The organism is Streptomyces sp. CNQ329 (assembly GCF_000482585.1).
In genome coordinates this window covers 39,519-54,352 of sequence record NZ_AXVU01000004.1, presented here as the reverse complement: position 1 = coordinate 54,352, position 14,834 = coordinate 39,519, and the positions used below count along the sequence as shown (strand labels likewise).

Annotated in this window: 12 protein-coding genes; 10 read left to right on the top strand and 2 right to left on the bottom strand. The window is 74.1% G+C overall.

All coding sequences use genetic code 11. The features are described from left to right. Positions 1–17: 17 nt before the first annotated feature. Positions 18–581: a DoxX family protein gene (locus tag I003_RS0102860; RefSeq protein ID WP_027770113.1), complete on the bottom strand. Its 564-nt coding sequence runs from the start codon at positions 579–581 to the stop codon at positions 18–20. A gap of 128 nt (positions 582–709) precedes the next feature. Between I003_RS0102860 and I003_RS0102855 the strand changes: the two genes are divergently transcribed. From I003_RS0102855 to I003_RS0102840, 4 genes are all read left to right on the top strand, one after another. Continuing rightward, positions 710–2,341, top strand: a complete 1,632-nt coding sequence (locus I003_RS0102855; protein ID WP_027770112.1) for a CYTH and CHAD domain-containing protein — start codon at positions 710–712, stop codon at positions 2,339–2,341. A gap of 90 nt (positions 2,342–2,431) precedes the next feature. Continuing rightward, positions 2,432–4,399: a TIGR03960 family B12-binding radical SAM protein gene (locus I003_RS0102850; RefSeq protein WP_027770111.1), complete on the top strand. Its 1,968-nt coding sequence runs from the start codon at positions 2,432–2,434 to the stop codon at positions 4,397–4,399. Positions 4,400–4,716: 317 nt separating this feature from the next. Continuing rightward, positions 4,717–5,031 carry a hypothetical protein gene (locus I003_RS0102845; RefSeq protein WP_027770110.1) on the top strand — a complete coding sequence of 105 codons (315 nt, stop codon included), beginning with the start codon at positions 4,717–4,719 and terminating at the stop codon, positions 5,029–5,031. A gap of 128 nt (positions 5,032–5,159) precedes the next feature. Beyond that, positions 5,160–5,570 (top strand): rodlin, encoded by a 411-nt coding sequence (locus I003_RS0102840; protein ID WP_027770109.1) that lies wholly within the window; start codon positions 5,160–5,162, stop codon positions 5,568–5,570. Positions 5,571–5,736: 166 nt separating this feature from the next. On the opposite strand, the gene I003_RS0102835 is transcribed toward I003_RS0102840, so the two are convergent. Next, a complete protein-coding gene (locus I003_RS0102835; RefSeq protein WP_027770108.1) occupies positions 5,737–6,195 on the bottom strand; it encodes a hypothetical protein in 459 nt (152 codons plus the stop codon). A 177-nt stretch (positions 6,196–6,372) separates the two neighbouring features. Between I003_RS0102835 and I003_RS0102830 the strand changes: the two genes are divergently transcribed. The 6 genes from I003_RS0102830 (at position 6,373) to rpmA (ending at position 14,693) form a co-directional block, all read left to right on the top strand. Next, entirely contained in the window at positions 6,373–6,927 is a 555-nt protein-coding gene (locus I003_RS0102830) for a GNAT family N-acetyltransferase (RefSeq protein WP_027770107.1), read from the top strand. A gap of 48 nt (positions 6,928–6,975) precedes the next feature. Continuing rightward, positions 6,976–7,908 (top strand): hypothetical protein, encoded by a 933-nt coding sequence (locus I003_RS0102825; protein WP_027770106.1) that lies wholly within the window; start codon positions 6,976–6,978, stop codon positions 7,906–7,908. A gap of 181 nt (positions 7,909–8,089) precedes the next feature. After that, positions 8,090–8,872 (top strand): TIGR03936 family radical SAM-associated protein, encoded by a 783-nt coding sequence (locus I003_RS0102820; RefSeq protein ID WP_027770105.1) that lies wholly within the window; start codon positions 8,090–8,092, stop codon positions 8,870–8,872. 414 nt (positions 8,873–9,286) lie between these two features. Beyond that, positions 9,287–13,507 (top strand): Rne/Rng family ribonuclease, encoded by a 4,221-nt coding sequence (locus I003_RS0102815; RefSeq protein WP_486584065.1) that lies wholly within the window; start codon positions 9,287–9,289, stop codon positions 13,505–13,507. A gap of 591 nt (positions 13,508–14,098) precedes the next feature. Beyond that, positions 14,099–14,422, top strand: coding sequence for a 50S ribosomal protein L21 (gene rplU / locus I003_RS0102810; protein ID WP_027770103.1), 324 nt, complete (start codon positions 14,099–14,101; stop codon positions 14,420–14,422). 13 nt (positions 14,423–14,435) lie between these two features. Next, complete coding sequence (gene rpmA, locus I003_RS0102805) at positions 14,436–14,693, top strand: 50S ribosomal protein L27 (RefSeq protein WP_027770102.1); 258 nt, start codon at positions 14,436–14,438, stop codon at positions 14,691–14,693. Positions 14,694–14,834 lie beyond the last annotated feature (141 nt).

The following is a 14,834-nucleotide window of genomic DNA, read 5'->3' as shown; positions in this document are numbered from 1 at the left end:
CCGGGCCCCGCCGGCGTTCACCACCGGCGCAGCAGCAGCACCGCCGCCCCCGCGGCGGCCCCCAGCAGCACGGCCGCCACCCCCGAGGCGAGCCGCCCGCCCCGCACCGCCCCGAGCGCGCCGTCCACGGAGACCGGCCCCGCCCCGGTCAGCGCGAGCGCCACGCCCGCGGCGCCGAGCAGGAACTCGTACTCGACGCCCCGCCGATCCGACGCCGCGATCGGGCCGCTCCAGTCGAAGCCCCACTTGAACGCCACGGCGTTGATCACCACGCCGATCACGGCGGCGGCCGCCAACGGGGTGAGGAAGCCGGCGATCAGCGCGATCCCGCCGATGATCTCGCTCAGCCCCAGCACCCACGTCATGGTCCGCTCCGCGGGATAGCCGGCCGCGGCCAGGGACGACGCCGTCGCGCCGAACCCCGCGCCGTCGAACCAGCCGAGGAGCTTCTGCGCCCCGTGGCCCACCATGACCACGCCGACCACCGCCCGCAGCACCAGCAGCCCGGCGTCCACACGGGTCACGCCCTCGTCGATGTCCTCGGCGTAGCTGATGACGGGGATGGTGCGCGTCTGGGTCATGAGCGGGCTCCTTGTCGTTCTGGGCGCGACGCTAGGACACCCCCGGGGCCCTCGCCACCCGGCACGTTCCGCGATTCCGCCCCTGCACACCTCATGACCAACCGCCCGAGCACGGCTAAATTCGATTCATGGTGGACACGGTGCGCGAAATCGAGCGGAAGTACGAGGCCAAGGCGGGCACCCGCGAACTGCCCCCGCTGCCGGACCTGACGGGCGTCGACGGGGTGGCGGCGGTGATCGACCGGGGCACCTCTCTGCTCGACGCCGTCTACTACGACACCGCGACCCGCCGGCTGGCCGCCGACGGCATCACCCTGCGCCGCCGCACCGGCGGCGACGACGCGGGCTGGCACCTGAAGCTGCCGGTGGCCGCCGGCGTACGCGACGAGGTCCGCGCCCCGCTCGGCGAGGGCGTCCCACGCCGTCTCGCGGCCCTCGTCCGCTCCCGTACGCGCGACGCAGAGCTGGTGCCCGTCGTGCGCATCCGCTCGGAGCGGGACGTCCACCACCTGCTCGGCGCGGACGGCGAGCCGGCCGCGGAGGTCTCCGTCGACCGGGTGAGCGCGGAGCGTCCGGAGACGGGGGCGACGGCGCAGTGGGCCGAGGTGGAGGCCGAGCTGAGCCCCGGGGCGGATCCGGCGGTGCTGGACGCGGTGGAGGCGGCGCTGACCGGGGCCGGGCTGCGGCGGTCCGCGGCGCCGTCGAAGCTGGCGCGGGCGCTGGCGGAGACGGACGAGAAGGCGGCGACGCGGGCCGGGAAGAAGAGGAACGGCGGCAAGAACAGCAGGAACAGCAAGAACAGCAAGGGCGGTAAGAGCAGCAAGGGCAGCAAGGAGGGCAAGAAGGACAAGAAGGGCAAGGGCGGGAAGAAGCGGCAGGACGAGAAGCCCGCCAAGCCCGCCGCCGGCGACGTCGTCCTCGACTACGTACGCACCCAGATCACCGCCATCGTCGAACTCGACCCCGCCGTCCGCCGCGATCAGCCCGACGCCGTCCACCAGATGCGCGTCGCCTGCCGCCGCCTGCGCAGCACGTTCCGCAGCTACCGCGCCGTCCTCGACCGCACCCGCACCGATCCCGTCTCCGACGAGCTGCGCTGGCTGGCCGGCGAACTCGGGGTCGACCGCGACCGCGAGGTGCTCACCGAGCGCATCCACGCCGGCCTCGCGGAGCTGGAGCGACCGCTCGTCCTCGGCCCCGTCCGCGGCCGGCTGCGCACCTGGTCCGCCGCCCGCCGCAGCGGCTCCCGGCGCCGTATCGTCGCCGTGCTCGACGGCCGCCGCCACCTCGCTCTGCTCGACGCCCTCGACGGCATTCTCACCGATCCCCCGCTGCGCAGCGCCGCCGCCCGCAAGGCGAAACCCGTGCTCCGCAAGGCCGCCGACCGCCAGTACCGGCGCTTCACCCGCGCCCTGCAGCAGAGCTTCGACCTCGCCCCGGGCCCCGACCGCGACGCCGCCATCCACGACACCCGTAAGGCCGCCAAGCGCACCCGCTACGCCGCCGAGGTGGCCCGCCCCGTCCTCGGCGGGGAGGCCAGGACCGTCACGTCGCTGATGCGGGAGGTCCAGGACCTGCTCGGCGACTACCAGGACGGTGTGCTGGCGCGGGCCGCGCTGCGCGAGATCGCGGTGCAGGCGCAGGCCGCGGGGGAGCCCTCGTTCACCTACGGCGTCCTCTACGCGCGCGAGGAGGCGCACGCGGCGGAGTTGCGCGACCGGCTGCCCGGGGTGTCGCGGGCGGCGCGGAAGCATCTCTGAACAGTGCGAAGAGGGGCACGTGCGGGGCGCGCGCTACGCTGAATGGTCACCCGCGTACGTACCACAGGACAGCCGAGGACAGCTTTCCCGATGACTGCCGTGCCCGCATCCACCGTCGAGTCGGTCTTCCCCCGCCTGGAAGCCCTCCTCCCGCATGTCCAGAAGCCGATCCAGTACGTCGGCGGTGAGCTGAACTCCACCGTCAAGGACTGGGACGCGGTCGACGTCCACTGGGCGCTGATGTACCCGGACGCGTACGAGGTCGGCCTGCCCAACCAGGGCGTCATGATCCTTTACGAGGTGCTGAACGAGCGCGCCGACACCCTCGCCGAGCGCACCTACAGCGTGTGGCCGGACCTGGAGGAGCTGATGCGCGCCCGGGGCGTGCCGCAGTTCACCGTCGACAGCCACCGCCCCGTGCGCGCGTTCGACCTCCTCGGGGTCTCTTTCTCCACCGAGCTGGGCTACACCAACCTCCTCGCCGCCCTCGATCTCGCCGGAATCCCGCTGTCCGCCGCCGACCGCGGCGACGACGACCCGATCGTCGTCGCCGGCGGGCACGCCGCGTTCAACCCGGAGCCGATCGCCGACTTCGTGGACTGCGCGGTGATCGGCGACGGCGAGCAGGCCGTGCTGACGATGACCGACATCGTCAAGGCGTGGAAGGCCGAGGGCCGCCCGGGCGGACGCGAGGAGCTGCTGCTGCGGCTGGCGAGGACGGGCGGGGTGTACGTCCCGTCGTTCTACGACGTCGAGTACCTGCCCGACGGCCGCATCGCCCGCGTCGTGCCGAACCGCTCCGGCGTGCCGTGGCGGGTCTCCAAGCACACCGTGATGGACCTCGACGAGTGGCCGTACCCGAAGCAGCCGCTGGTGCCGATGGCCGAGACCGTGCACGAGCGGATGAGCGTGGAGATCTTCCGCGGCTGCACCCGCGGCTGCCGCTTCTGCCAGGCGGGCATGATCACCCGCCCGGTTCGGGAGCGCAGCATCACCGGCATCGGCGAGATGGTCGACAAGGGCCTGAAGGCCACCGGCTTCGAGGAGGTCGGCCTGCTGTCGCTGTCGTCGGCCGACCACAGTGAGATCGGTGACATCGCCAAGGGCCTCGCCGACCGCTACGAGGAGGACAAGGTCGGCCTGTCGCTCCCCTCCACCCGGGTCGACGCCTTCAACATCGACCTGGCCAACGAGCTGACGCGCAACGGCCGCCGCTCCGGCCTGACCTTCGCCCCGGAGGGCGCCACGGAGCGCATCCGCAAGGTCATCAACAAGATGGTCTCGGAGGAGGACCTGATCCGCACCGTCGCCACCGCGTACGGCAACGGCTGGCGGCAGGTGAAGCTCTACTTCATGTGCGGGCTGCCGACCGAGACCGACGAGGACGTCGTGCAGATCGCCGACATGGCGGCCAAGGTCATCGCCAAGGGCCGCGAGGTCGCGCGGTCCAACGACATCCGCTGCACGGTCTCCATCGGCGGCTTCGTGCCCAAGCCGCACACGCCGTTCCAGTGGGCCCCGCAGCTCTCGGCCGAGGACACCGACGCCCGCCTGGAGCAGTTGCGCGACCGCATCCGGGCCGACAAGCGCCACGGCCGCGCCATCGGCTTCCGCTACCACGACGGCAAGCCCGGCATCGTCGAGGGCCTGCTCTCCCGCGGCGACCGCCGCGTGGGCGACGTCATCCGCGCCGTCTACGAGGACGGCGGCCGCTTCGACGGCTGGCGGGAGCACTTCTCGTACGAGCGCTGGATGCGCGCCGCGGAGAAGGCGCTGCCGGCGCACGGCGTGGACGTCGACTGGTACACGACCCGCGAGCGCTCCTACGAGGAGGTCCTGCCCTGGGACCACCTGGACTCGGGCCTGGACAAGGACTGGCTCTGGGAGGACTGGCAGGACGCGCTCGACGAGACGGAGGTCGAGGACTGCCGCTGGACGCCCTGCTTCGACTGCGGCGTGTGCCCGCAACTCGACACGGAGATCCAGATCGGCCCGACGGGCAGGAAGCTGCTGCCGCTGAGCGTGGTCAACGGCCGCCCGGGCGGAGACGAGGGCTGACGCGGGCCGGCCGTCGAGCCGGCCGCCGATACCCGCACGGGCGGGCGAAAACCGGGAGGCCCCGGACCGGAACTCCGGTCCGGGGCCCTTTCCGTGCCCGTCCGCGGAGCCATTCCACGGCATTCCGAGCACCCGGTAGGAGGCAGACAATCGCACTATTACTCCGCACGGGGGACGTGAATGTGATTGTTCCGCGTGCCGTGTCGTCGGCGGGCCGCCCTCGTTTCGCATAACGAAGGTGGGGGTTTCGGGAGAGCGGCCGTCGTTCCGACGGTAGGGAAATCGTTCCGAACTCTCCGTGGCGGAAAGGATGCCAAGTGAAGTACGTCAAGTCTGCCGTGGTCCTGTGCGGTGCCGCTCTGGCACTCGGCACCGCCGGCCCGGCGGGCGCGATCGACCCCGGGCTCACCAACCCGGACCTGAGTCTGGACGCCGCGGCCCAGCGGGCCGTGGAGGGCCTGGCTGCCAACCGGCCCCCGGCCGACCTGGTGCAGCACAGCCTGCCGGTCGACGGTCCGGCGGTCCGGGAAGTCACCCGGCCGGTCGACGAAGCGGCGCACGAGGCCATCCGGGGCGCTGGGTGGCAGAACACCCCGGCGCCCGCCGGCGCGGAGCAGTACGGCGGCTCCTGAGCGGTCCGTTTTCGCTCCGGACACCATCCGATCGCCTCCACGGGCGAGACCGGATAACTCACTCAAGGGTGTGGGCGTGTTTCAGCGTGCCCGCATCGTTGTTCCCTCATGCCGAAAAGGAAGACACCATGAAGAAGTACCTGAAGACCGCGGCGGTCGCCGTCACCATGCTCGGCGCCTCCGCGATGGCCGCCCCGCAGGCGTTCGCCGCCGACGACACCGGCGACGGCCCGTACGCCAACGGCAACGGCTCGACGCAGGCATACGGCAACACCGCGACGGGCGGCTACATGAGCCCGAACATGGCCCTGGTCAACGGCTCGTTCAACAAGCCGTGCATTGCGCTGACCGACGTCGCGGAGGACGTGCGCAACGTCGCCGGCCTGGCCAACGTCAGCGTGGACGACATCCTGAGCCAGAAGCAGAACCAGACCTGCGCCGAGAACTCCAGCGCGGACCAGGGCGACGCCCCGTTCTCCCACGTGCTGGACGACTTCCCGATCCTCTCCGGCAACGGCGCGGGCAACAGGGCCGGCTGAGTCCGCACCACACGGGGGGCCCGGCACCCGGCCCGGGGCGGGTCACGCACTCGCCCCGGGCCGGGGCCTTGCGCGCGCACGGCCCTACGGCAACGGCCCAGGGCGCCGGAAGACGGCCCGCGGAGCGTGTCCGCGGGCCGTCCCGCCGGTCTGCCGGGAGCTGCGCTCAGCCGACGACGCCCGAGGCGAACGGGCCGACCGTCGGCAGTTCCTCCAGCGACGCGCCCTCGGCCAGCGGCCCGGTGACCGCCGCCGTGCTCAGCGGCGCACCGCCCTCGCCGATCGTGGTGCCGACCGAGTTGTCCAGCGGGTCGGAGCCGGTCTTGGCCATCGGGTTGATCTGCATGGCCGTCAGCGGCGCGAGCGCCGTGCGCCTGCTCGTGTCCACACCCTTGGCGGCGCCGGCCAGCGCCGCGGCGACCTCTGCGGTCTCGATCTTGTTGTCCTCCCCGACCTTCAGCTCGTCCAGCGCGTCCAGCGCCGTGCTCGGCGGCCCGTCCGCGGGCGCCGCCGACGCGGCGGCGGCGCCGGCCACGAGCGCGGAGCCGGCGGCCGCCGCGGTCAGTCCGGCGCGCAGCAGGGCGCGGTGCGTACGGGAGGGGAATCGGGAGGCGTGCTGGCCCATGGTCACCACCAGTGAGGAAACGACACTTTCGCGGTCATGCTTCCATAAAGCCCTGGATTACCGGTAATTCTCCCTTGCGCCTCACCCTCCGCATCCGTCCCGACGTGTCTTGTGAATCCGCTGTGACCTCCCGTTATCCGGTTGCCCGGATGCTCCGCAGCCCGTAAGCATGGAGCGATGCCGCACCTGACCGCCCCTCATGTTCGATTCCGCGCCTCCTTCGCCGCGGCGATGAAGGAATTCGAGGCCGAGGGCAGGGGCTCGGTCGGCGACGACACGTCTCTCGGCCAGGACCTCCGCCGCTGGCGCACGCGGTGGCACGACCCCGCGGTCTTCGCCTCGTACGTCGCGGGGCTGCGCGCCGAGGCCGACGAGACGATCCCGATGATCCGGCCCGGCTGGGTGCACTGCACCTCGCTCTGGTACGTGGACGGGGACGCATACCTCGGCCGGATCGCCATCCGGCACTCGCTCACCGGCTGGCTGCGCGAACAGGGCGGCCATATCGGCTACGACGTCCGTCCGTCGGCCCGCAGACACGGCCACGCCACCGCTATGCTGCGCGACGCGCTGCCCGTGGCCCGCGGCCTGGGACTGGCGGAGGTGCTGGTGACGTGCGATCACGACAACGTCGGATCGCGAAAGGTCATCGAGGCCAACGGGGGCGTGTTCGAGGACCGGCGGGGACTGAAGCTGCGGTACTGGATCGCCACGGGGGCGGCGCGGGCGTAGCGGCGCAAGGGGGCGCGTCCGCGCGGGCGGACGAGGGGGATGAGGGCGATGGCCCAGGAGTGGGAACGGTACGGGCAGAAGACGCCGGGCGGTGACGCGGGCGGCGGGGGCTGTCTCGCGGCGCCGCTCCGGTGGGTGGTGCTGGTCCTCGTGGTGCCGGTGCGGGCGGTGTGGGACGTGCTCGTGGCCGCCGCGAAGGCACTCGGCGCCGGTCTTCTGTGGCTGGCGGAGTGGCTGGTCGCCCGGCCGGCGGTGTGGCTGTACCGGTGGGTGCTGGCGCCGGTGGGCCGTGGTGTGGCGTGGCTCTGGCGGTGGGGCGTCGCCGTGCCCGTGGCGTGGCTGTGGCGGTGGCTGGTCGTGGCGCCGGCCGGCTGGCTCTACGCGTACCTCATGACGCCCGTCGGCCACGGCCTGTGGTGGCTGCTGCGCGTCCTCGTCGTCGTCCCCGTGGTGGCGCTCCACCGCTACGTCCTGCGCCCCGTCGGCCGCGGGATCGCCCTCGCGGCCGAGGCGGTGTCGGTGGCGGTGGTGTGGCTGTGGCGCTGGGTCGTGGTCTGGCCGCTCGCGCTGCTCTGGTCGTACGTCCTGAAACCGCTCGGCACGGGCCTCTTCTGGCTGCTCCGCCGGCTGGCCGGAATCGCCGGCCGGGTACTGAGCACCCTCTTCCTGCCCTTCCTCCTCCTCTGGCGCTACGTCCTGGCCCCCGCCTGGTCCGCCGCCGGGCGCTGCACCCGCTGGTTCTGGAACGCCACCGCCCGGCCCCTGGGCCGTGCCGTCCGCCGCGTCTGGCGGGCCGCCGGCGACGCCGTCGCCGCGGCGCGTGCGACGGCCCGCCGCACCCGCATGGAGCTGCGCGCCGCGCTCTTCGGAGGGCCCCGCGACCCGGCTCCCGGAGAGCCGCCGCGCGCGCCCGCACCGGCGCGGGCGGCCGGCCCCGCGCCCGGCGTGGACCTGGCCAAGCGCGAGGCCGGGCCCCGCTGACCGCCTGTTCCGCGGCGGCACCGGCGGCCGGCGCGCTCTCCGTGCGAGATACATGAAAGGCCGACGGAGCGGAGCCGCCGGAAAGGCGGGCACGTACTCTGGGGACAGGACAAGCTCACGGACGAAGGACTGAACGACTCTGGGCAAGCGACAGCCCGAAGGCCCGCCGCCCGCACCCCCGGTGCAGCGCATCCGCCTCCGCTACACCAAGCGCGGCCGCCTCCGGTTCAACAGCCACCGCGACTTCCAGCGCGCCTTCGAACGGGCGCTGCGCCGGGCCGAGGTGCCCATGGCGTACTCCGCAGGCTTCACCCCCCACCCCAAGGTCTCGTACGCGAACGCGGCGCCCACCGGCACCGCGAGCGAGGCCGAGTACCTGGAGATCGCGCTCACCGAGGCCCGTGATCCGGAGCTGCTGCGCGCGCTGCTCGACGAGTCCCTGCCCACCGGCCTCGACGTCGTCGACGCCGTCGAGGCCCGGGCCCCGGGACTCGCCGACCGGCTGGGGGCGTCGGTGTGGGAGCTGCGGCTCGACGGCGTGCCGCCCGCCACGGCCGGGGAGGCGGTCCGCGCCTTCCTGGCCGCGGAGAAGGTCGAGGTGGAACGGCAGACGAAGAAGGGGATGAGGACCTTCGACACGCGCGGCGCGGTGGCCGCGCTCGAGGTGCTCCCCGACGGGAGCGATAGGCCGCAGGCGGGTCCTTGTGCGATACTGCGGCTGGTAGTGCGGCACCTGACACCTGCCGTACGACCCGACGACGTCCTGTCCGGCCTGCGAGTCGCGGCTGACCTGGCGCCGCCGGTCCCGGCAGCGGTGACCAGGCTGGCGCAGGGGCCGCTCGACGCGGAGACCGGCACGGTGACCGATCCGCTCGCGCCGGACCGCGACGATGCCACGGCCCTCGCCGCCACACCGCAGGTCGCGAGCGGGGCCCCGCCCACGGCAGGGGACGGCACCGGGTAGGGACGGTGTCGACGCGCCGCCGGTCGACGAGGGAGCCACCCCGGGCCCGGCAGGCGCACGGACCAGCAGACTTTCGCCGGTCCGCCTGAGAAGGCGGGCCCGGCGAGCGAGACAAGAGCCCTCGCGCGGCGCATACGTCCCGGGCGGTGGCCCTGTGCACGGCACGGGCGCCGCCGCCGTACGGGGGGTGGCGCCCGGGGGCGTGACGGGAGAACCGCCCGCATGCTCGAACCGATTGAGCCTTCGGAAGCGCAGTCGCCTTCCGCGGGCAGCACCGGCGATGCCGAAGCCGCCGTTGGCGGACCACTCGACACCCCCAGTGACCGCCTGCCCTTCCGCCGCCGCCGGCGCACGGCGGCGGCGGAGCCGGCGGGGGAGGTGTCGCCGAGTACGTCCCCGCCGTGGGGCAAAGACGTGACGCAGAGAGCGACGGAGCCGATCGCCGGTGAGCCGGTGTCGGCAACGGCGTATGAGCCCGCCGGGGAGCCGGCGGGCGGGATGAGCGGCGCCCGGCCGGTCGCCGGCGTCACCGGGGAGGGGCCCGCCGCGGCGGGCGGCCTCGGCGGTGCACCGGCGGCCGACGACACCGGGCTCCCCGAGCCGCGGGCCGGCGCGACCGCGACCGCAGACATCACGGCGCCGCCCGCGAGTGTGGCCGCAGGAGCGGCCGCCGGGCCGGACGCGCCCGTGGACCCGGAGCAGAACACCGCCGGGCCGGCGTCGGAGCCGGTCTCCGGCGCCCCGGCCGCCGCGCCTGCGAGGCGTTCGCGTCGCCGGGTCGTACGCGACGCCGCCGCGCCGGAGACCGCCGCGCCGGGCACCGTTTCGGTGCCGGCGGGCGGGCAGCCCGAGCCCGCGACGTCCGGGCACGCGGTATCCGCGTCCGCCCCGGACCGGGACGCCGCCGAGCCGGTTACCGCACCGGCCGCCGAGGCCGCGCCGCCGCGCAGGCGGCGGGTCGTACGGGACGCGGGCACGCCGCGGCCGGCGGCCGCCGCCGGTCCCGTACCGCAGTCCGCCGCGCCCGGGGACCCGGCCACCGCAGACCACCATGACAGCACCACCGAGGGAGCCCACACCGTGGCCGACAACGACACAGAGGCCGACGGCGGCGACGCTTCCGCCGAAACCGGCCCCCGCCGCCGGCGCCGCCGGGTGACCCGCACCGCGGGCACCCCGGCCGCCGGCGCCGAGCAGACGCCGCAGACGGCACCGGAGCCGGCCGCCGAGGCGGCGCCGCTCCCGGAGGCGGAGGCCGGAACCGGCCCCGCCGCCGCGGAGACCGCGCCGGAGCCGGACGCCGGCGCCGCCGCCCCGAAGGGGCGCAAGCGCCGCCGCGTCGTACGCGGTGCGGGTACGCCGGAGACCGCTGAGCCCGCCGCCGCGGAGCCCGCCGCTGAGCCGCAGGCCGTATCCGCCGAGGCCCCGGTGCCCGACGAGGAGCCGGCGCCGCGCGCCCGTCGCGTACGCCGGCGCAAGGCCGCCGAAGCCGCCGAGCCCGCCGAGCCCGCCGAGCCCGTTGAAGCCGCCGAGGCCGCCGGCGCCGCGGAGACCGCCGCCGAGACCGCCCCCGCCGCCGGCGAGGACGCCGCCGAGCCGGCCGCGGGCACCCGCCGGCGCAAGGCCCGCCGGGTCACCGCCCCCGCGGGCGAGCCCACCCGCGCCGAGCCCGCCACCGACGCCCCGGCGGACGCGGGCGCCACCGGCTCCGCGCCGGCCGCGGAAGCCGCCGCCGGCACCGCGGAGGCCCCCGCCGAGGCCGCGCCGGCCGCCGGCAGCGGGCGCCGCCGTACCCGCCGCGTGACCGCGCCGGCGGGCGAACCCGCCGGCGACGCCGCGAGCGCGTCCGGCGAGCAGCCCGACGACGGGCCCGCCGCCGGGACCGCCCGCCGCCGTACCCGCCGCGCCGCCGCCGGATCCGGTGAGCAGGGCGCCGAGTCCGACTCCGGCACCCCCCGCCGCCGTACCCGCGCCGCCGCCGCCGCCGAGCCGGCCGCGGACGACACGGCCGGGCAGTTCTCCGACATCGGCGCCGAGCCGCCCCCGCCCGGCTTCGGTGCCGCGCCGCTCGCGCTCTTCCAGGCGCCCGTGTTCACCGAGCCCGCGTTCCAGACGCCGCAGCGCGCCGCCGCCGAGGCGGCGGTGGGCCCGGAGGAGCCCGAGGAGACCGACGAGACCGACGAGACCGAGGCCCAGACGGAGGCCGGCGCCGACGACCGCGGCGAGGCCGGGACCGCCGAGGACCGTGACGAGCAGGACGACGACGGCGAGGACCGCGGCCGCCGCCGGCGCCGCCGAGGCGGACGGCGGAGGCGGCGCGGCGAGGGCGCCGAGGACGGCGACCGCGGCGACGAGGCCGCCGAGGCCGAGGAGGACGCCCGCGAGACCGGCACGGAGGCCGCGGACGGCGGCGCCGAGGACGGCGACCGGGCCAGGGGCGGTGCCTCGGGCAGCAGCACCAGCAGCCGCCGGCGCCGCCGCCGGCGTCGCCGTACCGAAGGCGCGGACGGCGCCGAGGGGGCGCCGGACGACCCGGAGCGCACCGTCGTCAAGGTCCGCGAGCCCCGCGCCAAGGCCGAGCCCAGCGACGAGGTGCAGTCCATCAAGGGCTCCACCCGGCTGGAGGCGAAGAAGCAGCGCCGCCGCGAGGGCCGCGAGCAGGGCCGCAGGCGCGTGCCGATCATCACCGAGGCCGAGTTCCTGGCCCGCCGCGAGGCGGTGGAGCGCGTCATGGTGGTGCGTCAGCAGGGCGACCGTACGCAGATCGGCGTGCTGGAGGACGAGGTGCTCGTCGAGCACTACGTCAACAAGGAGCAGTCGGCGTCGTACGTCGGCAACGTCTACCTCGGCAAGGTGCAGAACGTCCTGCCCTCCATGGAGGCCGCGTTCGTCGACATCGGCAAGGGCCGCAACGCCGTCCTCTACGCCGGCGAGGTCAACTTCGAGGCCCTCGGCCTCGCCAACAGCCCCCGCCGCATCGAGCACGCGCTGAAGTCCGGCCAGTCCGTCCTGGTCCAGGTCACCAAGGACCCCATCGGCCACAAGGGCGCCCGCCTGACCAGCCAGGTCTCGCTGCCCGGCCGCTACCTCGTGTACGTGCCCGAGGGCTCGATGACGGGCATCAGCCGCAAGCTGCCCGACACCGAGCGGGCCCGGCTGAAGACGATCCTGAAGAAGATCGTCCCCGAGGACGCCGGCGTCATCGTCCGCACGGCCGCCGAGGGCGCCAGCGAGGACGAGCTGCGCCGGGACGTGGAGCGGCTGCAGAAGCAGTGGGAGGACATCCGCAGGAAGGCGAAGAGCGGCAACGCGCCCACGCTGCTGTACGGCGAGCCGGACATGACCGTCCGCGTCGTCCGCGACATCTTCAACGAGGACTTCTCGAAGGTCGTCGTCAGCGGCGCGAAGGCGTGGGACACCATCCACGGCTACGTCTCGCACGTGGCCCCGGACCTCGTCGAGCGGCTGTCGAAGTGGACGTCCGAGGTGGACGTCTTCGCCACCTACCGCATCGACGAGCAACTGATGAAGGCGCTGGACCGCAAGGTGTGGCTGCCCTCGGGCGGTTCGCTGGTGATCGACAGGACCGAGGCGATGGTCGTCGTCGACGTCAACACCGGCAAGTTCACCGGGCAGGGCGGCAACCTGGAGGAGACGGTCACCAGGAACAACCTGGAGGCGGCCGAGGAGATCGTGCGGCAGCTCAGGCTGCGGGACCTCGGCGGCATCATCGTGATCGACTTCATCGACATGGTGCTGGAGTCCAACCGGGACCTGGTGCTGCGCCGGCTGCTGGAGTGCCTGGGCCGCGACCGTACGAAGCACCAGGTCGCGGAGGTGACCTCGCTGGGCCTGGTGCAGATGACCCGCAAGCGGGTCGGGCAGGGCCTGCTGGAGTCGTTCTCCGAGCCGTGCGCGCACTGCAACGGGCGCGGCGTGATCGTGCACATGGACCACGCCACGGCGGCAGGGTCCGGCGGTAAGCGCAAGAAGAAGGGCAAGGAGGCGAAGGACGTCCAGGGCGGCGGCGAGACGAAGGCGGCCAAGGCCGCTCCCGCCGAGGCGGCGGTCGTCGAGCCGGTCGAGCCGGTCGATTCGGTCGCTCCGGTCGAGGCGGTCGAGGCCATCGAGGCGGTCGAGCCGCTGGAGGTCGTCGAGGCTGAGCGGCCGGAGGCCGGCGAGCCCGCGGAGGCGCCGCGCCCGGCGCGTACGCGGCGGCGGGTGACCCGCAGGGCGATGTCGCCGGGCGGCCCGCCGAAGGCGGCGGAGACGGCGGGCGAGGAGCCCGCCGGTACGGACACGGGGGCCGAGGAGGCGCCGCCGGCCGCGGAGTCCGCCCGGGCCCCGGAGCCGGCCGCCGCGGACGCGGACGGCGCGGAGGCGGACGGCGCGGAGAGGCCCCGGGCCCGTAAGAAGACCGCCGCCAAGCGTGCCTCCGCCAAGAAGGCGACGGCGAAGAAGGCCGCGGCCAAGAAGACGGCGAAGACCACCGCGAAGAAGGCCGCGACCAAGTCCGCCGCCACCAAGACGGCGACGAAGGCCACGGCCAAGAAGTCGGCCAAGAAGTCGGTCAAGAAGACCGCCGCGGCCGAGCAGGGCTCTCCGCCCTCGGTCTCCGTCACCACGGAGGACTGACGCCGCCCCGCCGGTTCCGTACGCCCCCCGCCCCCCCGCCCCGCCGGTCCCCGGCGGGGCGGGGGCTTTCTGTCATCCTTTGTCCGCCCGCTTGACACCGGTTCGTGAGCGGGTTTTCGATACACCGCACTCGAAGGCACGGGCGCCCCCATCGCGCGGCAGTCGGGGCAGCAGCCGGCAGCCGTGCACAAGTCACCGGCTCGCAGAACCTGACCGGTCCGGCGCTGCGCGAGAACGACGAGGCCGTGGTCAGGACCGACAGCGATCCCGTGCACGACACGTGCCTCGGCCACTGCTCGTCGATGCGGAGTGCGGCGTGGCGCGGGACGGCGGACAGGACGAACCTGTGCCAGGGTGTGAAGCCGCTGCCCCAGGACAGTGAGCGCCCTCGCCTCCAGACCGGTTTGACCAGGCGGTCAAGGGGCCCGTAACCTGATACGTCGGCGTGTCTGTGTGACGCGCCAGGCTCCTGAGCAACTCCCTCCCGCAGTCTCCTCGCGAGCGGCGTGAGAGGCCGCTCATCCCATGTGCCCCAGCCGAGCGGCTGGCATCAGGGGTCTCCGTCGCGACCGAGGAAGAGAGCTGAAGCGCGTGTACGCGATCGTGCGCACCGGCGGCCGCCAGCAGAAGGTTTCTGTGGGCGACGTCATCGAGGTAGACCGGATGTCCAGCAAGAGCGTCGGCGACAGCGTCGAACTCTCCGCTCTGCTCGTCGTCGACGGCGAGACCGTGACCAGCGACCCCTGGGTCCTGGACGGTGTGAAGGTCCAGGCCGAGGTCGTGGACCACCACAAGGGTGACAAGATCGACATCCTGAAGTACAAGAACAAGACCGGTTACCGCAAGCGGATCGGTCACCGCCAGCTGCACACCGCGCTGAAGATCACCGAGATCCCCGCGCCGGCCGCGAAGTAAGGACTGAGGAGAGATGGCACACAAGAAGGGCGCATCGTCCACTCGGAACGGTCGCGACTCCAACGCCCAGCGGCTCGGCGTCAAGCGCTTCGGCGGCCAGGTCGTCGGCGCCGGTGAGATCATCATCCGGCAGCGCGGTACCAAGTTCCACCCGGGCACGGGCGTGGGCCGCGGCGGCGACGACACGCTGTTCGCGCTGATCCCCGGCTCGGTCCAGTTCGGCACCAGCCGCGGCCGCAAGGTCGTGAACATCGTCCCGGCCGCCGAGTAAGCACCGGCTCCGGACACCACACACCTGATCCGAGGGCGGTCCGCCGCTCCGCACGTGCCACGGACGACGTGCGGGGAAGCCGGGCCGCCCTCGGCGCGTTTCCCTGGTCGTACGGCGCGAACGTCCCGTACGGCGCCGCAG

Excerpts from the sequence above, each read along its gene's own strand:
- I003_RS0102860 (WP_027770113.1), bottom strand. The coding sequence starts at position 581 with ATGACCCAGACGCGCACCATCCCCGTCATCAGCTACGCCGAGGACATC.
- I003_RS0102855 (WP_027770112.1), top strand. The coding sequence starts at position 710 with ATGGTGGACACGGTGCGCGAAATCGAGCGGAAGTACGAGGCCAAGGCG.
- I003_RS0102850 (WP_027770111.1), top strand. The coding sequence starts at position 2,432 with ATGACTGCCGTGCCCGCATCCACCGTCGAGTCGGTCTTCCCCCGCCTG.
- I003_RS0102840 (WP_027770109.1), top strand. The coding sequence starts at position 5,160 with ATGAAGAAGTACCTGAAGACCGCGGCGGTCGCCGTCACCATGCTCGGC.
- I003_RS0102835 (WP_027770108.1), bottom strand. The coding sequence starts at position 6,195 with ATGGGCCAGCACGCCTCCCGATTCCCCTCCCGTACGCACCGCGCCCTG.
- I003_RS0102830 (WP_027770107.1), top strand. The coding sequence starts at position 6,373 with ATGCCGCACCTGACCGCCCCTCATGTTCGATTCCGCGCCTCCTTCGCC.
- I003_RS0102825 (WP_027770106.1), top strand. The coding sequence starts at position 6,976 with ATGGCCCAGGAGTGGGAACGGTACGGGCAGAAGACGCCGGGCGGTGAC.
- rpmA (WP_027770102.1), top strand. The coding sequence starts at position 14,436 with ATGGCACACAAGAAGGGCGCATCGTCCACTCGGAACGGTCGCGACTCC.